25 protein-coding genes are annotated in these 15960 nt (G+C 72.2%); 23 read left to right on the top strand and 2 right to left on the bottom strand.

Annotation, left to right across the window (positions count from 1 at the left end; genetic code table 11):
* Positions 1-158: 158 nt before the first annotated feature.
* Positions 159-608 (bottom strand): hypothetical protein, encoded by a 450-nt coding sequence (locus ACFYOJ_RS28205; protein WP_388598165.1) that lies wholly within the window; start codon positions 606-608, stop codon positions 159-161.
* Between the two features lie 139 nt (positions 609-747).
* Positions 748-1059: a hypothetical protein gene (locus tag ACFYOJ_RS28200; RefSeq protein WP_356555798.1), complete on the bottom strand. Its 312-nt coding sequence runs from the start codon at positions 1057-1059 to the stop codon at positions 748-750.
* 263 nt (positions 1060-1322) lie between these two features.
* Here ACFYOJ_RS28200 and ACFYOJ_RS28195 point away from each other — a divergent pair, with 263 nt between their 5' ends.
* The 23 genes from ACFYOJ_RS28195 (at position 1323) to ACFYOJ_RS28085 (ending at position 15700) form a co-directional block, all read left to right on the top strand.
* The gene (locus ACFYOJ_RS28195) at positions 1323-1907 is read left to right on the top strand and encodes a hypothetical protein (RefSeq protein ID WP_356555796.1); all 585 of its coding nucleotides are present in this window, start codon (positions 1323-1325) and stop codon (positions 1905-1907) included.
* 86 nt (positions 1908-1993) lie between these two features.
* Positions 1994-2263 carry a hypothetical protein gene (locus tag ACFYOJ_RS28190; protein WP_356555795.1) on the top strand — a complete coding sequence of 90 codons (270 nt, stop codon included), beginning with the start codon at positions 1994-1996 and terminating at the stop codon, positions 2261-2263.
* A 46-nt stretch (positions 2264-2309) separates the two neighbouring features.
* A complete protein-coding gene (locus ACFYOJ_RS28185; RefSeq protein WP_356555794.1) occupies positions 2310-2963 on the top strand; it encodes a hypothetical protein in 654 nt (217 codons plus the stop codon).
* A 176-nt stretch (positions 2964-3139) separates the two neighbouring features.
* Positions 3140-3577 carry a hypothetical protein gene (locus ACFYOJ_RS28180; protein ID WP_356555792.1) on the top strand — a complete coding sequence of 146 codons (438 nt, stop codon included), beginning with the start codon at positions 3140-3142 and terminating at the stop codon, positions 3575-3577.
* Positions 3578-3655: 78 nt separating this feature from the next.
* Positions 3656-4165, top strand: a complete 510-nt coding sequence (locus ACFYOJ_RS28175) for a hypothetical protein (protein ID WP_356555791.1) — start codon at positions 3656-3658, stop codon at positions 4163-4165.
* A gap of 94 nt (positions 4166-4259) precedes the next feature.
* Complete coding sequence (locus ACFYOJ_RS28170; RefSeq protein ID WP_356555789.1) at positions 4260-4709, top strand: hypothetical protein; 450 nt, start codon at positions 4260-4262, stop codon at positions 4707-4709.
* Between the two features lie 89 nt (positions 4710-4798).
* Positions 4799-5056, top strand: coding sequence for a hypothetical protein (locus ACFYOJ_RS28165; RefSeq protein WP_356555787.1), 258 nt, complete (start codon positions 4799-4801; stop codon positions 5054-5056).
* Between the two features lie 119 nt (positions 5057-5175).
* The gene (locus tag ACFYOJ_RS28160) at positions 5176-6012 is read left to right on the top strand and encodes a hypothetical protein (protein WP_356555785.1); all 837 of its coding nucleotides are present in this window, start codon (positions 5176-5178) and stop codon (positions 6010-6012) included.
* A gap of 67 nt (positions 6013-6079) precedes the next feature.
* The gene (locus ACFYOJ_RS28155; RefSeq protein WP_356555784.1) at positions 6080-6970 is read left to right on the top strand and encodes a hypothetical protein; all 891 of its coding nucleotides are present in this window, start codon (positions 6080-6082) and stop codon (positions 6968-6970) included.
* Positions 6971-6997: 27 nt separating this feature from the next.
* The gene (locus ACFYOJ_RS28150) at positions 6998-7528 is read left to right on the top strand and encodes a hypothetical protein (RefSeq protein WP_356555783.1); all 531 of its coding nucleotides are present in this window, start codon (positions 6998-7000) and stop codon (positions 7526-7528) included.
* Positions 7529-7718: 190 nt separating this feature from the next.
* On the top strand, positions 7719-9044 hold the full coding sequence (locus tag ACFYOJ_RS28145) for a DNA cytosine methyltransferase (RefSeq protein WP_356555781.1): 1326 nt from the start codon (positions 7719-7721) through the stop codon (positions 9042-9044).
* 97 nt (positions 9045-9141) lie between these two features.
* On the top strand, positions 9142-9507 hold the full coding sequence (locus ACFYOJ_RS28140; RefSeq protein WP_356555779.1) for a hypothetical protein: 366 nt from the start codon (positions 9142-9144) through the stop codon (positions 9505-9507).
* Positions 9504-9911: a hypothetical protein gene (locus tag ACFYOJ_RS28135; RefSeq protein ID WP_356555778.1), complete on the top strand. Its 408-nt coding sequence runs from the start codon at positions 9504-9506 to the stop codon at positions 9909-9911. Before ACFYOJ_RS28140 ends, ACFYOJ_RS28135 begins: the two co-directional genes overlap by 4 nt.
* Entirely contained in the window at positions 9908-10219 is a 312-nt protein-coding gene (locus ACFYOJ_RS28130) for a hypothetical protein (RefSeq protein ID WP_388598183.1), read from the top strand. The genes ACFYOJ_RS28135 and ACFYOJ_RS28130 overlap by 4 nt, the downstream gene beginning before the upstream one ends.
* An 88-nt stretch (positions 10220-10307) precedes the next feature.
* On the top strand, positions 10308-10532 hold the full coding sequence (locus ACFYOJ_RS28125) for a hypothetical protein (protein WP_356555776.1): 225 nt from the start codon (positions 10308-10310) through the stop codon (positions 10530-10532).
* A gap of 101 nt (positions 10533-10633) precedes the next feature.
* A complete protein-coding gene (locus ACFYOJ_RS28120; RefSeq protein ID WP_356555775.1) occupies positions 10634-10837 on the top strand; it encodes a hypothetical protein in 204 nt (67 codons plus the stop codon).
* A 132-nt stretch (positions 10838-10969) separates the two neighbouring features.
* Complete coding sequence (locus ACFYOJ_RS28115; RefSeq protein ID WP_356555773.1) at positions 10970-11320, top strand: hypothetical protein; 351 nt, start codon at positions 10970-10972, stop codon at positions 11318-11320.
* 143 nt (positions 11321-11463) lie between these two features.
* The gene (locus ACFYOJ_RS28110; RefSeq protein WP_356555772.1) at positions 11464-11850 is read left to right on the top strand and encodes a hypothetical protein; all 387 of its coding nucleotides are present in this window, start codon (positions 11464-11466) and stop codon (positions 11848-11850) included.
* 190 nt (positions 11851-12040) lie between these two features.
* Entirely contained in the window at positions 12041-12517 is a 477-nt protein-coding gene (locus ACFYOJ_RS28105) for a hypothetical protein (protein WP_356555770.1), read from the top strand.
* Positions 12518-12661: 144 nt separating this feature from the next.
* Complete coding sequence (locus ACFYOJ_RS28100; RefSeq protein WP_356555769.1) at positions 12662-13000, top strand: hypothetical protein; 339 nt, start codon at positions 12662-12664, stop codon at positions 12998-13000.
* Between the two features lie 642 nt (positions 13001-13642).
* A complete protein-coding gene (locus ACFYOJ_RS28095; protein WP_356555767.1) occupies positions 13643-13996 on the top strand; it encodes an HNH endonuclease signature motif containing protein in 354 nt (117 codons plus the stop codon).
* Between the two features lie 313 nt (positions 13997-14309).
* Positions 14310-14729, top strand: a complete 420-nt coding sequence (locus ACFYOJ_RS28090) for a hypothetical protein (protein WP_356555765.1) — start codon at positions 14310-14312, stop codon at positions 14727-14729.
* Positions 14730-15097: 368 nt separating this feature from the next.
* On the top strand, positions 15098-15700 hold the full coding sequence (locus ACFYOJ_RS28085; protein ID WP_356555764.1) for a hypothetical protein: 603 nt from the start codon (positions 15098-15100) through the stop codon (positions 15698-15700).
* Positions 15701-15960 lie beyond the last annotated feature (260 nt).

Genomic DNA, 15960 nt, shown 5'->3' with positions numbered 1-15960 from the left:
GCGGCGGACAAGCCACACACAGGCCCGCCGCCGGAACAGCGGCAGCAGGGCAGGCAGACGGGGTTTTGGCACTTTTGGGACTGTCCAACACGCGCGCGTGCGCGTACGGGGCGCGGCGGCGCCGCCCACGGGCGTGGTGGGCGGCGCCGCGGTCGGGGTCAGGAGACGAAGGTGCAGGTGCCCGCGAGACGACCGCGGTCCTTGGACGCGATGGTCGCGCCCCGGGAGATCAGGTCGGTGTGCTGGCGGTGATCGCGCCACCAGCGGGTGTCGGCGTTCCACGCGCTTTCGCCGATGATCCAGCCGTAGAAGGTGCCGCCGTCCCACTTGCGGTACTGCCACAGGCCGTGGGCGTGGTGGTCTTCGTCGGCGACGGGCGAGGCGAGGACGGCGTTGAAGACGGTGCGGACGGTGGTGGCGACCCACGAGTCGGCCGGGTGCGGGGTGGACTCGAAGTGGATGCCGCGCGCTTCGGGGTCGATACCGGCGAGGGAGGCGGTGCGCAGCAGCCGGGCGACGTCGTCCGGGACGATGACGTACGGGCGGCCCATGCTGTCGGTGGTGACGGTGATGTCGGCGACGGTGAGCGTGGGCGTGGCGGTGGTCATGTGGTGTTCCTTCGTTCGGGGCGTCCCGGTGCTCTCCGGGACTGGGGTGGGGCGGTGCGCCCTGCGCCCGTTCCGGCGGGTGGCCGGCCTGGGGGCGGGGCGCACCGCCCGCCGGGGGTGGCGGGCGGTGCGGGGGTGGTCAGCCGAGGGGGCGCAGGCCCCAGAAGTTCCGGCGGATGAGCCCGGCGGCGCGGGCCGCGTTTTCGGCGCGGACGATGTAGACGTGCTCCCACTGGGTGCGGGCCGCGGCCTGCTCCTTCAGGGCGGCTTCCTGGAGGCTGCGCTCCACGTCGTTGTCGGCGGCGCGTTCCACGGTCGTGATGGTGAGCCGGTAGAAGTCCGCGACGACGAAGAAGCCAGCGGTGAACTTGCGGAGTTCGACGCGGTAGGAGGGGGCGCGGTCCATGTCTTCCGGGCGGGGCGCGGGGATCTTGTCGAGGGACACGGGCATGGCGGGGTTCCTTCGGTCGGGACGTGCCCCGGTTGCTCTCCGGGGCGGCGGGGTGAACCGCTGAAGAGAACAGTACAGCAATGAGACTCGGGTGCAACATGAGACCTCGAAAAACCCACGTAATGCCAGGTGGGGCGACTTCAACCCACCGGCTTCAGTCTCACGGCTGTACTTTTCTGCGGGGGGTCTGTACGTTCTGTTCCACGCCGACCGGCGCCCCGGGGAGAGCAACCCCGGGAAGTCCCGAACGAAGGAACACCGCCATGCGTATGCCGCGCTTCCTCACCCGCCGCCCCCGTCCCGCCGCGATCCTCGCCGCCGGCCTCGCCACCGCGTTCCTGGGGAGCGCCGCCGTCCTCAGTCCCGCCACGGCCGACCAGCACGCCGGCACGCCCCTCCCCACCCCCACGGTCGCCACCGCCCCGGCCCCCACCGCCACCCCGGCCGTGACCGACAAGGCCATCGCCGACGCCTACAACGAGGGCTGGACCGAAGGGCAGGACGATTTCATGGCCACCGATTGCACGGGGCCGATCCCCACCCTTCCCGACTCGGACGACCCCCTCGTCACCGCCTACAACGAGGGCTGGATCGACGGACAGCACGACCTCGCCGACACCGGCGCCTGCAAGACCGACCCCGCCACGGACGCAACCGTCACCGCCGCGTACAACGCCGGATGGGAAGCGGGCGTGCGCGACCTCGGCGACGGCACCGCGCCGACGATCCCCAACGTCACCGGCGACGGCAGCAACCCCGGCACCGTCGCCTGGATGGACGGCTGGAAGGACGGGCAGGCCGACGCCCTCGCCGACGACGGCCGCGACGTAAACGCCTCCCAGCGCTGATCTAGCACCCGAACCCGTCCGGGGCGCAGCACCCCCGCCGTGCTGCGCCCCGCCCGCCCTCTCACGCCAGGAAGACACCGCACGCCATGACCAGCACCCCCCGCACCGCCACCCCGGCCGAGCAGCTCGGCGACGCCGTCGGCCGGATCGCCGTCTACGCCGCCCGCGCCCTGTGCGCCCAGTTCCCCCACCTGAACCTCGAACGGCTCGTTGCGACGTTCACCCGGCCCGCGGCCGTCGAGGGGACCGCGCGCTGCTACCTGGCCGCGCTCGACAGCGGAGCGGCGCCCGCTGAGGCCGCCAGGAAGGCCGGGACTGCGCTCATCCATGCGTGGGCCGACGCCCGCACCGCCTGACACACCCGGCCCCCGCCGCCCTGAACCGCTGAGAGGAACCCACGTCATGACCCCCGTCTTCTTCGACCTCGACCCCACCACCCGCCCGGTTCGCCTTACGGCCAGGCCGGACGGCACGCAGCCCTACGCCTTCGACCCCGCCCACGTCCGCATCGTCCGAGCGGACCGCATCGAGCGCGGCGACGTCGTCCTCGGCGAGGCGTACAACAGCGGCCCCGGTGACCGCGCCGCCGAAGTCAGCTACCTGCCGTACGGCTGCACCCCGTACGAGGCCGCCCCGCGCTCCGTGGACCCGGCATGCCCGTGCGAGCTGTGCCGACAGCACCGCAGCGACCCGCACACGTACCTCACGGACCCGATCGCGCTGACCGTGTGGGAGCGCCGGGAACTCGACCTCGACCCCGTGTGCCAGCTCAACAACGCCGACGAGTTGCTGGTCATCGTTCCCGCCCGGCGGCTGGAGGAGCCGACCCGCACGGGGGAGCCGGGGCAGGACTGGACCAGGATGGGGCGCGCCGACTTCGACGAGGAAGCCCCGCTCGCCCTGGTGGACGCGGACGAGGTGAGCCGGCCGGTACCCGCCGTCCCGGACCCGTGCGGCACGGAGCCGTTGTTCGGGGAGGCCCCGGCCCCCGCGCGCCGGACCCGGCCCCGCACGCCGGCCCCGGCGCCCACCGAAGACACCGGCGCCCTCTTCTGACCCTCGCATAGTTCAGGCGTGAGATTCACGGCGCGCACCGCCCACGATGGTGCGCGCCGTTCCACCTGGGGAAACGGCATCAGATGCCCGGCGGATTGGCGCCCAGGAGTCTTATTGCTGTACTATGAAGGTGTTGGCGGAGAGCACCGCCAACGTCCCGAACGAAGGAACCACTCATGGCCACTGCCACCACCCGCCGCGCCGCCGCCATCCTCCGCGACCGCACCCGCGCCAACCGCGAGGTCCGCAACGCCGTCAAGGCCGTCACCGCCGGACCCGCCCCCATGTCGGCCCACCTCGTGGCCGGTGGCGTCTCCCCGCTCGCCGCACACAACTACTCCGGCGCCGTCACCCGCAAGGCCAAGGGCCTCGCCCGCATCCCCGGCGAAGGCACCACCACGAAGAAGCGCAAGGGCAAGAAGGGCCTGACCGTCTCCCGCACCGGCGACCTCGCCCGCAAGAAGCGTCACCGCGTCCTGTCCGTCGCCCTGTGGACCCGCGAAGACCTGATGGCCGTCGCCCTCTCCGGCTACCGCCCGAAGAACGCCGAGATCGCCGACTTCTTCGCCCGCCTCGCCCTCGGCCACCCGGCCGCCACCCGCGCCGCCGCCTGACCCACCCCCAGACCGCCGGGGCGCGGCACCCCCCTCCCGCCGCGCCCCGGCCCCCTCACGCACCGGAGACAGAACACCATGAGCACCACCACCCCGCACGCCCTTGCCGCACAGCGCGCCCGCGTCATCGCGCAGATCGCCCGCGACCGCTACGCCCCGCCCGCCACCCGCCCGGTCCTGGAGACCATCGCCGGTTACCTGGACACCGCCGCGCACCACCTGGAGACCGACACCCCCGGCGCCCTCGTCTCCGTCCCCGTCGAAGCGACCGAAGCCCTGTGGCACGCGGACAGGCTCGCCGAGGAACACCCGGCCACCCGGTTCCCCACCGACTTCACGAACTACGTCCTCCACCAGCTCACCGGCCGCCCCCTGCCGACCCCCGAACCCCTCAACCCCACCCGCCCGGCCCTCGCCGAGCGGGAGCAGTCCCTCACCTGGCGACTCCGGTCCCTGCACGCCGACACCGCCACACAGGCCCAGCACCCCGCCGAGTGGCTGTACTCCGCCCTTGGCCTGTGGCAGCGCCTCATGCGCCTCGCCGACGAAGTCCGCGTGGACAACGCCCGCCCCTGCAACCAGCACTGACCACCCCACGCCGGGCGGGCCTGTCACAGCACACGCCCGCCCGGCGTTCCCCCAGCGAGAGCACGCCGGACACCACGAATCGAAGGAACACCAGATGAGCACCACGACCGTCACGCCCGAGTACGACGAGAACGGCAACTACACGCCCGCCCCGGGCACCGAGTACCCGTTCAGCATCTCCGACATCGCCCGCGCCACCGCCCGCGTCCTCGGCCCTGGCTGGACCGCCGAGTCCGGCCCGTGGGGCGTCTCCGGCACCCTCTCCGGCCCCTACTCGACCGACTTCACGTTCTGCATCGACGAACAGGACGACCTGGTCATCGCGTACCGACCCTCGACCGACGACGACTTCCCCGAGGACCCGGAGCTGCCCGACCCCGCAACCAAGTGCGACGCCGGGGCCTACCTCGAACTGGCCAGCGCCGATGACGGCCTGGACGAGCTCGCCGAGCAGTCCGCCGCCGCCATCCGCGCCATCACCGGCGACGCGCCGGCCGGATGCGGACAGCCCTACCTCGACGCCGCCACCACCGTGCGCCGCTGAGCCGACATGCACCACCGCGCCCCGGGGCCGGCCGCACGTGCCAACCCGGGGCGCGGCCCCACACTCCGCACCGCACGAGAGAGCTGACGATGACGATTCTGCTGCTGGGCCGCTGGGACCACGGAGGGAACCTCACGATCGAGGAATCCCACACCGTCGCCGACGAGGACCAGGCCGCCGTCGACCGCCACGTCAACGGACAGGACGACACCGACGGCATGGCGTGGGCCGCCACGTTCTACCTCGACACCCACCGCCAGGCCATCCAGGACGCGTACGAGGAGTACGTGCGCGACGAAGGCGGGCGCCTGATCGACAACGTCCACGGCATTCAGCCCGACGACTGACCCCACCGGCCCGGGGCCGCCGCGCCCCGGGCCCGCGCGACGCAAGCACCCCCCGCATGACCAGATCACCCGGCCGGAGAGCACCGCGCCGGAACGTCCCGAAGAAGAGGAACACCCCTGTGGCCACTGCCATCGCCCACACCGTGACCGCCGCCCCGCTCGCCGCGCTGCTCCCCGACCGCCGGCGTGTGCCCTGGACGGTCGGACCCGCCCCTCAGCTCATCCGCGCGGGCGCCGCGATGTCCCGTCTCCGGCAGGGGGACCGCGCCTTCGACATCGTCGAGCTGCCCGGCCGTATCGAGGTCTACGCCGACCGGCCCGGTAACGACCTGGCGCCCCTCGCCCCGGACGCCGTCCTCACCGACCTCGGCCCCGACCCCGTTGCCGAGCTGGCCGCCGTGGTGCTGCGCACCGTCCTGCCCCGCCTGGAGGGGGAAGCCATGCAGGCCACCATGCGCGCCCACGGCTGGGAGCAGGTCGTCATCGACGGGGCGCAGCTCATGAACGAGGTCGGGTTCGACCTCATCGACCACGGCGCGCACGTCGAGCCGACCAACCGCGCCGACGGAAGTTTCGGTATCGAGTGGACCGCGCCCAGTCGGGCCGGGTGGGGCCTGTGGGTGCCCCGGGCAGGTGGCATCCTCTCCCTGTCCTACGAGGGCCCCGTGTCCGGCCTGTACGGCGTTCTGCCGGTCCTGCTGCCCCCGGCCGACATCCGGGTGCCCCACAACCCGGGGAGCGTGTTCACGCGGCATCTGACGGACCGGTTCCCGCAGCTTCGTGCCATCGCTGACGATCAGGTCGCGTTCGGCAGCCTCGACGACGTGAACGGGTTCATCGCGCTGCCCGAGGACGACGAGCCGACCGACCACGCGGACGACTCCCGCCAGGTGGTGGCCATCCTCGACGGCATCGGTGTCGATCTGCTGCTCACCGTCGTGCCCCACCTCGTCTGACACCCCGCCCGCGTCCGCCGCACCCCACGGCCCCGCGTGGGGTGCGGCCCCTGTGAAAGGCCCCTCGATGACCTCGACCGCCCGCCTCGCCCGCCTCGCTCTCCTCTCCCGCCCGTCCTGCCCCGCGCTGGCCCTCGCCGGTGACATCGCCGCCCTGCTGCCCGAGCGGGCCGGCCTGCCCTGGACCACCGAAGCGTGCACCTCCTGGTGGTCGACGGCCCCGACCGCCCGCCTCGTCCAGGGCGACCGCGTCCTGATCCTCGTATGGCACCCGTGGCGCACAGAGATCGCCTGGCAGCTCCCCGACCGCGTTCCGTACCGGCCCGACCTGCGTACCGACCGGCTCGCCCCGGACCGTGTCGCGCGGGAGATCCTGCGCCTGGTGCTGCCCGTCCTCGACGACGAAGCCGCCCGGACCGCCCCGGCCGCCGACGCCGCGCCCGTGCGCCTGGCCCAGCTCGCCGAGATCGGCGCAGCGATGCGCGCGGCCGGGGCCGCCACCTACGAGCGGGCCGGTCTGCTGGCGAGCACGGCGACTGTCACCTGGGCCTCCAGCGGGCTGCGGTACTCCGCGTCCCTGCACGGCGCGAACCCGGTAGCGGACGTGCAGATCGAGGGGCCGGTGCGCGCCGTCGAGCGGGCTCTGCCCCGGTTCCTGCCTATCCCGGCCCCGGACCGCCTGTACGCGCCGTCCCTGGGCCCTCTGCCCGCGCCCGCACCCGCGCGGATACGGGGACGCCTGCAGCGCCGCCTGGCAGCCACCCTCGCCCGGTACGCGCGGGTGGAGCAGACCGAGCAGGGCGGACTCATCTTCAGCGCCGGACCGGGCCCGTACGGGTACGTTGCGGCTGGTTTCGACCCGCAGTCCCGCGCCCACGACACGACGCCGTCCTCCGTCGACCTGCACGGCGTCGGCGTCGACTTCCTCATCTCCCTCGCCCCCCAGCTCGCTCGCTGACCCCCGTTCTCCGGAAGGACCCCTCTCATGCCCACCGCCTCTCTCTTGCTCCCGGTCTCCGCGTTCTACGACGCCATGGCCAACGCGCACAACGTTGCCCGCGGCACGCTGACCCTGATCTCCACGACGCTGCACCATCAGTTCCCCACCGGCGCGTACCTGGTGCTCACCCGCCCGTCCGGCGACTACGACGACGACTCCGTCGAGCTGCACTCCGTCCGGGACGCCCAGGGCCAGACTGTGCAGGAACTGAGCCCGTACGGCCGTGGCTCCTACCGGCTCCCGGCCGTGCCGGAGCGCATAGGCGCCCTGTGGGGAGACACCAACCCGCGCAACCCGGCCGAGGTCCTCGACCTGCTCCAGCGCATCGACGCCGCGTTCCCGTACGAGTTCCTCGACTTCCTGCCGTGCGAGCTGCGCACGGCCGAGGAGATCCAGGCGGAGGACGACGGAGGGCGTACCCCGCTGGGCATCCCGCTTGCCCCGTCCGTGTGCGCGCTGCACGGCGACGAGTGCCCGGCGCGCGGCCACGCCGAGCCGTCCGCGCCCGTCGGCTGACCGGGGCCGGCCGTGGGGCGCTGGTCGCAGATCAGCGCCCCGTCGCGCCCCGGCCCCCTCACCTCTCTTGGTGCAGGCGTGAGACTCTGCGTAGCGATTCCCCTGGTCACTCGTTACGCGAGTCTCTTTGCTGTACTATTTGGGGTGTTGGTGGAGAGCAACCACCGAGCCCCGAACGAAGGAAGCCCCGATGATGACCCTCCCGGCCAAGATCCAGACCGCCGTCCACGTCGCCACCCTGGCGCGCAAGGCGGGACTGCCCATCCCCGCGAAGGTCCTCCCGGTCCTCGAAGAGGCCGCCGCCCCGTGGCCGGCCGAGTGGCTCCTCGCCCCGCTCCCCGGCGACCCGATCCGAGTCGTTGAGCTGTTCGCGGGCCCCGGTGGCTGGTCGGAGGGCATCGCCGCCGTCCTCGGCGTGGCCGTGGACGCCGTCGGCGTGGACATCTCCCCGGACGCCTGCGCCACCGCCCGCAAGGCCGGACACCGCCGGATCTGCGCCGACATCACCACCCTCGACCCCGAGCACATCGCGCTGCGCCACACCGGCGCCGTCATCATCAGCCCGCCGTGCCCGACGTTCTCCCCCGCGGGCAAGCTCTCCGGCCTGGACGCCCAGAACATCGGCATCCTGTGCGAGGCCATCGGCTACGTCAGCGAGGCCGCCGGGACCATGCCCGTCACCGACATCGACTGCGACGACCTGTACCCCGACCTGGACGAGTGCCCGATGTGCGCGGAGCACGGCTACCACGTCGGCTACCGCGAGCGGTCCGGCGCCACCTGGGACGAGGTACGAGCGGAGGCCGCCGCCGTCAGCGACCCGCGGATCGCGCTCATGCTCGAAGTCGTCATCTGGCCCCTCGCCCTGCAGGCCGCCGGAGCGCCGATTCGCTGGATGGCCATGGAGCAGTCCAGCAACCTCCCCGAGGAGATCCTCGACGACCTGAGCATGGAGTTCTACTCGTCGGAGTGGATGTACGCCAGCCGCGAGGTCCTGGAGGCCGCCGACTACGGTCTGCCGTCCCGCCGTAAGCGCGTCTACATGATCGCCACCCGCTGGTACAACACCGTGAAGACCGCCCGCATCCGCCCGCTGCCCGCCACCACCATGGCCCAGGCCCTCGGCTGGGAACCCGGCGAGCGCGTCAACACCCGCGGCAACCGGCCCGTCGACCCGAAGACCGGCCGCGCCAAGGGCGGGAACAGCTTCTCCGCCGACGGCCCCTCGTGGTGCCTCACCGGCAAGTCCCGCACCTGGAAGCGCGAGCGTGACGGGCTGCGCCTCACCGAATCGGAAGCCGGGCTCCTCGTCGGTTTCCGCCGCTCCTACCCGTGGCAGGGAAGCCGTACGAGCGCCTTCCAGCAGGCCGCCGACGTCGTCTCCCCGGTCATGGCCGCCATCGTCCTGTCCGGCGTCCTCGGTGGCCTCGGCGAGGCCCTCGTGCGTGACTACCTCGCCCAGCTCTACGACCTGGACGACATGCTCACCCCCACCGACTACGCCCTGGTGACCTGACCCCGCCCCGCCCCTCCCGGCCCCCGCCACGCCCGGCGGGGGCCGCCGCCGTTCCCGGGCCCTGTAACAGCCCTGACGATCCGACGTTCTCCCAGGCATGAGCACCCTCGAGCCGTCCCGCCCCGTGTACGACTTCCCCTCCGCCAACCCGTTCGCCGAGTCGGTCACCCTGCGAGTCAGCCTCACCGTGAACGGCACGGAGCACGGCTACCAGCAGCTCGTGCCGCGCTTCGACTGGAACGTCATCTCCAGAGACCCGGCCCTGCGCGCCGAGTACGAACGCCAGCTCCGCCGCAAGCTCGGCGAAGTCATCGCCGAGCGCCTCGCCCCGCCCGTCACCGTCCTCGCCCCCCTTCCCGGTGGCGAAGCGGGGTCCGCTGACCTCGAGCACGCCGACGCCAGCATGCGGAACCAGCCGGAGCCGGAGCACTGTCGGAGCCGCGAAGTACGCTCCGAAGGATGAGCACCTCCGCCGCCCCGGCCCCGTTCGACCCGCACGCCTTCCCGCCCGAGCTGATCGCCGCCCAGCGCCAGGCCGCCGAGTTGTACGCCGCCCTGCACGCCCTGCAGGAGACGCTGCCCTGGTCCCGTGAGCCGCACCCCGGCTGGCCCGAGGTGACCGAGCGGGGCCGGGAACACCTCGGCCGGCCTGCCTCCCCCGGCTGGCCCGCCGACGCCGCCGCCGAGTTCGACCGGCTCATGGAGGAGCTGCGCGCCGCCACCGCCGCGGTGCAGTGCCACCGCTGGTGGAAGCTCTGCGAGGAGGAGGGCGTCAAGGGCGAGGCCCTGGTCGACGCCCGCCAGGCGCTCAAGCACGCCGACGGCGCCGTGCCCCTGCAGCATGGTGACGTCGAAACGGCCGCGTGACCGCCATGTTCCAGCGGGTATGGGTCCACGTCGTTCGCGTGGGCCCGAGCACGGCGCACGTCTCCGTGCCCTCGTTCGCCGACGGCCAGATCCTTGTGCCCGTCCCGACCTTCGATCTGATGTCGGCGACCGGTATGACCCGGGCGCAGCTCACCGGGGTTGACCTGGTGGCCATGGTGAACGTCGCTGCCGCAACAGACGCAGACGTTCACCCCCACGGTTGGAAGGTCTCCGGCGAGGGGGAGCGGCCTTGGCTCTGGCTGCCGCATCCGCGGAGGCAGGCGGGACGCGGTACCTCTCGCCCGTGAGAACGCGCTGCCGCGGCCGGCTTGGCTGAATCGGAGCCCTCTACTCGCCTGCGGCTGCCACACTGGCTACCACACGAGAGGGGGAAAGATGGAGGAGCGAGACAAGCTCGGGCCCCAGCTCCACCGCACCGCGGCCGCATTCGACCGCGCTGCCTGTCAGGCGCGTGCCATGAACGCGAACGTCGTGCTGGCCAACGCTGCGTTCCGTAAGACGCTCAGCATCATCACAGCGATGGAGGCGCAGGCGGTAGCCACGCATCCGGACCTCGCCGAGTGGAACGTCCAGATGGACGCCTTCTACGGCGACGCCTGAAAGCTGGTCTCGGGCCCGGCGCTGTCCTGCCGGGTCCGAGACCGGCTAAGGGGTACAGGGAGGCCCGCACGGGGCCGCCTACCCCGTCGAGAGGCCACGCCGTGACGCGCACCGCCCGCACCTACCTCGTGACCAACCCCAGCGTGCTGTTCGGCCCCGGCCGCCGCATCACCTTCTGCAGCTCCGCCCCCGCCGGTTCCGTCGTCCCCCTCGAGGTCGACGGCCGCCCCGTCCGCGCGCTGCTCACCACCACCGTGGTGAACGGCGGTCTCCTCGGCGCGGAGCTGCAGCTCACCTACCTGTGACCGAACCGTCCCGGCCCCGTGCGTGCCTGCCCGCGCGGGGCCCGGGCGACCGCGCCGTGGGCAGCGCGCGACGCAAGCCCCGCCTGGTGTCCACTCTTCCTGGCCTCACCCCTCCGCCTGGAAGGCCACACCGTGAAGACCAAGAACCCGCCCGGCGACCGCGTCTCCCACCTGATCATCGGCGTCGGCGTCGGCATCCTCGTGTTCGCCCTGGTGATCCTCGTCGCGGTCCTGGTCCACGACGACGGCACCGACAAGGAGCGCAGCACGGGACGCTGCGCCCCGGCTGTGACGGGCACCGTCGACCCGGTGACGTGCCAGCCCTACGCCCCTTCCGGCGCCGTCATCGTGCCGCCCGCCAGCGGTTCGGGGAGCAGCGCCCAGCGGCCGCAGGCGCCTGCGGTGAAGGCGCCTGCGGTGAAGGCGCCGCCCGCCCCGAAAGCGCCGGCTGCTCCGCCCCGGGTCTCCCTGAGCAAGCGGTGACCAGCCACCGCTGCTGGGCCAGCGGCAGCTTCTGTCTCGGCTGCGACACCCACCCCTCCGGCTTCACCCCGGCCAGGGCGCGACACAAGCCGCCCGGGCCGGTCACAGTCCGCGGGCCTGATACCCGAACGGAAGGAATCACCGTGTCAGACCCCGCTCCGAAGGATGCCTGCCGCGCCTGCCCGGCCGAGCTGGAGTCTTTCGAGCTCCGCTCGAACCGTTGCGGCACCCGCTCGGCGTACGAATCCGCGCTCATAGCCATGCTCATGATCAACCTGCTGGTCACCCTCGGGTTCGGCGTGCTGAACATCGTCCGCGACGACTCGCCGGCGAAACCGACCCCGGTGCCGACCGTGACCCACGACCCGACGGCGTGGCCCTCGCCCGGCGGTGGTGGGGGCGAGCCCACCGGCGGCGAGTCGCCGAGCACCGGTGACGGTGGGACGCCGTCGGCCGGTGCCGGTGAGCCGGAGGCGCCTCGGCCCCCGTGCCCGGGCCCGTCCGTCCCCGGTTGCACGAACGACGCGTAGAAACTCGCCCACTTCCCACGCTGCGCCCCGGCCGGACGACTCTCCGGTCGGGGCGCAGCTGTGTTCCCGACCGGCCAGTAACAAGGGCCGGACGCAAATGTTCCGTTTCTGGCAGGGTGCGCCGGTTGCTGGCGGTACGCCCTTGCGGCCGCCGCCCGGCGGCCCCGCACCGCCGGCCGGAAGGAACCGAGTGCAACCGCACGTCATGAAGGCCATCCACGACTGGAGGATGACCTGGAACGACCAGCAGCTCGCCGCACAAGAGGCGTTCACCGCGGCGTTCCCCGCCCTGAAGCCGGCCACCAAGTGCCAGTGCTTCGGCCCCACCCTGCGCTGGGAGACCCCCGGCGAGGGCCAGGGCAAGGTGTGCCTCGACGACCACGGGCGCGCCACGATCGAGTTCGAGCACGTCCCCAAGGCCGCCGTCGGCCACGCCATGGCGGAAACCTGGGGCACCGGCTGGTTCGACGAAGGCCCCGACGGATTCGCCGGCGCCGAGCCCGGCAGCTACCACTACGACGACGAGACGACGTACGCCGAGTACGCGTTCGACGTCCACCCCGACGGCACCGTCACCTTCGGAATCTCGTACGTGAAGATCGACGACGTCGCGGCCATGCTCGACGTCCTCGAGGAAGCGCTCGCCGAGCACCGCGCGGCCGCCTGACGGGCCGAGACGGTTCTTGCCCAATTGGGCAAGCGGCCGGGTGAGGTGAGGTGACGCGGCCAGAGCTGCGGATTCACGTCACCTCACCTCAGCGAGCACGGTAGCGCGCGACGGTAGCCGCCCTGGTCCCTACGGTCCGCGGCCATGGTCACGACTGCCGCACGACCCCGTACCCGGCTCGCAGCCCTCGCCGCCCGCGCCCGGAACATCGTCGACAGCGGGCTGTGCACCCGCACATCCGGAGTCCCCGACTGGCTCGCTCGCCTCGACCAGCTCGAGCACCTGACCGCGGCCGCGGCCGCCGACCGGCGCGCCACCCTCCACGTCCTCGACGACGACACCGTGCTCGACCTCCTGGTCCTGTCGTACCTGCGGCACGGCACCCCGTACATCCTGTGGGCCGACACCCTCACCGGGTTCGCCCAGGACATCCTCGGCGTCACCGCCTGGAGGGACCTGCACCAGGTCCTGGACGCGACGTAAGCCGCGGCCGGCGCCCACTCTCCCCGCCTCGCCCCGAGCGTGGCCCACCAGGACTGTGCACGACGCGGTCCGGCGCCCGGGGCAGGCGAGGAGATCAGTGCTGTGAAGCGACGGCGTACCGGGCCCACTGGGTACCGGGTTGGCCCGCTGACGGTTCGGGGGTACGTGATTCGACCGGTGAACAACGACGGCATCACGATCCGCAATTGGCAACTGGGCGGACCGCGTAGGTGGCGGAAGCTCGAACTGACCGTGGTGACCCTCGCTCCGTTCGCGGAGTTCGGGCGGCGCGGTGAGCGCGCGCCGGGTACGTGGAAGCGTCTTCTGCGGAACATCCGGGAGGGCAGCGGGCTGGTCAGGCACCGCTACTGTCCGGCCCGGCCTTCGCAACGCATCGGGGTCGGTCTCCTCCTTCCGTGCCTGCAGGTCTCGGTCGTCTGGCAGACCTCCCGGCAGGCAGACGCGGCCGCCTACCACCGTGGTGCACGGATAGCGTGCACGTCGTGCAGGGCTGGTGAGCAGCGCGCCGGGCGCGAGGCGACGTAAGGCGCGGCGGCCGTCCACTCTCCCCTCCTCGCCCCGGGTGCGCCCACCAGGACCGTGGACGGTCCGGCGCTCGGGGCAGACGAGGAGATCAGTGCCGTGGCACGACGACGGACCGGCCCCACCGACGTGGTGAAGGCGATCGTCTATGAGCGGGACGGCGGCGCCTGCGTGCGCTGTGGGAAGCAGGACGACCTGACCATCCACCACCGTGTGAACCGGGGGATGGGCGGCGCCCGGGAGGAGTGGATCAACCAGGCGCACAACCTGCTGCTGGTGTGCCGGGTCTGCAACGGCTGGTTCGAGGACCACCCGCGGGAGTCGTACGAGGCGGGGTGGAAGGTCCGCCGGCCGGAGCTGCCCGGCGAGGTCCTGGTGCGCTACCCCGACGGCAGCGAGTACCGGCTCACCCCGGACGGCGTGCGGGCTACGACCGTGGCGGCCGCCCGATGAGGCGCCGATGGTGGGCCGCCCGCGGCCGAGAGACGTACGTCCCGCTCAAGCCCGGCAGGCGCGGCCGCGCGCCGAGAAGGTCCCCGGGCGAGATGGTCGCCGCTGTGGTCGAGGGCCTCGTCGATGGCGTCGCCGATGTCCTGTTCTGGAAGGGGCAGCGATGAGGCTCCGGCGGCAGTGCACCGCACGACCGAGTGGGCTCGCGAAGTACTGGCAGTGCCAGCGTCTTGCGGGGCATGACGGGTCGCACGAGGCTTCGTACTCCAAGCGGTCGACCACGCACTACGCGTGGAACGACGGGGACCTTCTCACCATGTACCGGCTGCTCCCTGGCACGGTCCGCTGGAAGCTGTCCCTGGCGCGCCGCCTGGGCGGCTGGGCGGTGTTCGCGCTGTTCTACGTGCTTCCCACCGTGCTGATGTGGGTGACGATGTCGCCGCTGGCGACGGTCGTGTTCTGTCTGACGGCGGCGTGGCTGTCCATCGACCGGAGCCGGCACCTCGACGTCGGCCGGTACAGCGTCATGGTCTGGTGTATCCCGCCGACGAGCCCGGCCCCGATCATCGGTCTCGGCTGGATGCTGCACGGCAAGGACCGCACCGGCCCGAAGGCCGGCCTGGAGTTCGTCCTCGGCGGCCGCGCCCTGGCCGTGTTCACGCTCATGCCCCGCAAGGAGTGGGGCGAGCGGAAGCAGGACTGGGCCCGGAGGTCCGCGGGCAGGGGGCCGCGGTGAGCTCGAAGGTCACGCTGAACGCCTACGTTCGGTGGCCGCGCGGGCTGCGGCTGGGGCCGTGGCTGCTGTTGTGGGCCGTCCGTCTCCCGCACGGCCCGGCCCTCGGTGTCGGGCGGATCGCCCTCACTGACACCCCGCGCGACCCAGCCCCCGGACAGACGCGGGCGCGGGACGGGCAAGGACGGGTGCTGATCGTGGGTGGTGTGGCGTTCGCGGCGCTCCGGTGCAGGTCAGTGCCGGTGCGCCGCCCTCACCCCTGACACGGGGGTCTCGGAGCTGTATTATTCTCTGCTGTGCGCAGGCGTGGGGTTACCCCAGTCGGCGTCAGGCGCAAAACGCGCCACAGCGTGAGACGGAGAACGGCAGCCATGCCCAGAGTCGCCGGAATGACCTACTCGAAGAAGCGTGTGGAGACGTCCGACTTCGCGGCGATCCGCGAGCGGGAACAGCGTGACGTCAAGGAGGAGCTCGGCGCTATCGCCCGGCCGGATGACCGGATCGAGCGTGCCGCCGAGATCATCCGTCAGGCAGACGCGGAGATCGCCCTGCACCTTCCGGACCGTGACAAGGCTGCAGCCTCGCTGTGGTTCTACGAGCAGGTGCTGGGCCTCCCGAAGGTGCTGGGTATCGCTCCGAACGCGTACCGCGAGGTCCTGAGCAAGGCCCTGTACGACGACCCGAAGAAGCCGCTGCCCGTCGGCGACAGTCCCGAGAAGCTGGTCAAGCTCGCCGAGGAGGCCGGTATCGAGCGGGTCGACGACGCGGCCGAGGAGCTGCCGCGGCTGGCCCGTATCGTCGCCGCGGCGCGCGCCCGCCGGGCGACGGCGGTGGTGTTCATGCGGGAAGCGGCGTTGGTCCTCTCGGAGGAGCCGTACGGCTGGAGCGGCGAGAAGATCGCCGAGCACGCCGGCGTCACTACGAAGCTGATCTGGCAGCAGCAGCGGACGGCACGTCTGGCGCGTAACCGCTGACTGAACTCTCCCTGCTGGCAGGCCGGTTCCGAGCACTTCGGGACCGGCCTTTCCCTTTGCCCGCAGGTCAGACCGGGGCCTGAATATCAGGCGCCGGTCACCGGGGCCTGAGTTTCCGGCTTCCGGTGAAACGGCCGCCGGAGGCCCGGTCGCCGGTAGATCAGGCGCCTTTAGTAAGAAGATCAAGCACCACAATGAAGTAAGAGTTCCGATGCCTTCGCTTCGCTCAGGCATCGGCGCGGACCTCCCCGAAGCCGATC

It is taken from the genome of Streptomyces sp. NPDC006384 (assembly GCF_042870695.1).
In the GTDB taxonomy this organism is placed as follows: domain Bacteria; phylum Actinomycetota; class Actinomycetes; order Streptomycetales; family Streptomycetaceae; genus Streptomyces.
The sequence above is the reverse complement of the archived record's forward strand: the minus strand, read 5'-3'. Positions and strand labels throughout refer to the sequence as shown.

Excerpts from the sequence above, each read along its gene's own strand:
- ACFYOJ_RS28205 (WP_388598165.1), bottom strand. The coding sequence starts at position 608 with ATGACCACCGCCACGCCCACGCTCACCGTCGCCGACATCACCGTCACC.
- ACFYOJ_RS28200 (WP_356555798.1), bottom strand. The coding sequence starts at position 1,059 with ATGCCCGTGTCCCTCGACAAGATCCCCGCGCCCCGCCCGGAAGACATG.
- ACFYOJ_RS28195 (WP_356555796.1), top strand. The coding sequence starts at position 1,323 with ATGCGTATGCCGCGCTTCCTCACCCGCCGCCCCCGTCCCGCCGCGATC.
- ACFYOJ_RS28190 (WP_356555795.1), top strand. The coding sequence starts at position 1,994 with ATGACCAGCACCCCCCGCACCGCCACCCCGGCCGAGCAGCTCGGCGAC.
- ACFYOJ_RS28185 (WP_356555794.1), top strand. The coding sequence starts at position 2,310 with ATGACCCCCGTCTTCTTCGACCTCGACCCCACCACCCGCCCGGTTCGC.
- ACFYOJ_RS28180 (WP_356555792.1), top strand. The coding sequence starts at position 3,140 with ATGGCCACTGCCACCACCCGCCGCGCCGCCGCCATCCTCCGCGACCGC.
- ACFYOJ_RS28175 (WP_356555791.1), top strand. The coding sequence starts at position 3,656 with ATGAGCACCACCACCCCGCACGCCCTTGCCGCACAGCGCGCCCGCGTC.
- ACFYOJ_RS28170 (WP_356555789.1), top strand. The coding sequence starts at position 4,260 with ATGAGCACCACGACCGTCACGCCCGAGTACGACGAGAACGGCAACTAC.
- ACFYOJ_RS28165 (WP_356555787.1), top strand. The coding sequence starts at position 4,799 with ATGACGATTCTGCTGCTGGGCCGCTGGGACCACGGAGGGAACCTCACG.
- ACFYOJ_RS28155 (WP_356555784.1), top strand. The coding sequence starts at position 6,080 with ATGACCTCGACCGCCCGCCTCGCCCGCCTCGCTCTCCTCTCCCGCCCG.
- ACFYOJ_RS28150 (WP_356555783.1), top strand. The coding sequence starts at position 6,998 with ATGCCCACCGCCTCTCTCTTGCTCCCGGTCTCCGCGTTCTACGACGCC.
- ACFYOJ_RS28145 (WP_356555781.1), top strand. The coding sequence starts at position 7,719 with ATGATGACCCTCCCGGCCAAGATCCAGACCGCCGTCCACGTCGCCACC.
- ACFYOJ_RS28140 (WP_356555779.1), top strand. The coding sequence starts at position 9,142 with ATGAGCACCCTCGAGCCGTCCCGCCCCGTGTACGACTTCCCCTCCGCC.
- ACFYOJ_RS28135 (WP_356555778.1), top strand. The coding sequence starts at position 9,504 with ATGAGCACCTCCGCCGCCCCGGCCCCGTTCGACCCGCACGCCTTCCCG.
- ACFYOJ_RS28125 (WP_356555776.1), top strand. The coding sequence starts at position 10,308 with ATGGAGGAGCGAGACAAGCTCGGGCCCCAGCTCCACCGCACCGCGGCC.
- ACFYOJ_RS28100 (WP_356555769.1), top strand. The coding sequence starts at position 12,662 with ATGGTCACGACTGCCGCACGACCCCGTACCCGGCTCGCAGCCCTCGCC.
- ACFYOJ_RS28090 (WP_356555765.1), top strand. The coding sequence starts at position 14,310 with ATGTACCGGCTGCTCCCTGGCACGGTCCGCTGGAAGCTGTCCCTGGCG.
- ACFYOJ_RS28085 (WP_356555764.1), top strand. The coding sequence starts at position 15,098 with ATGCCCAGAGTCGCCGGAATGACCTACTCGAAGAAGCGTGTGGAGACG.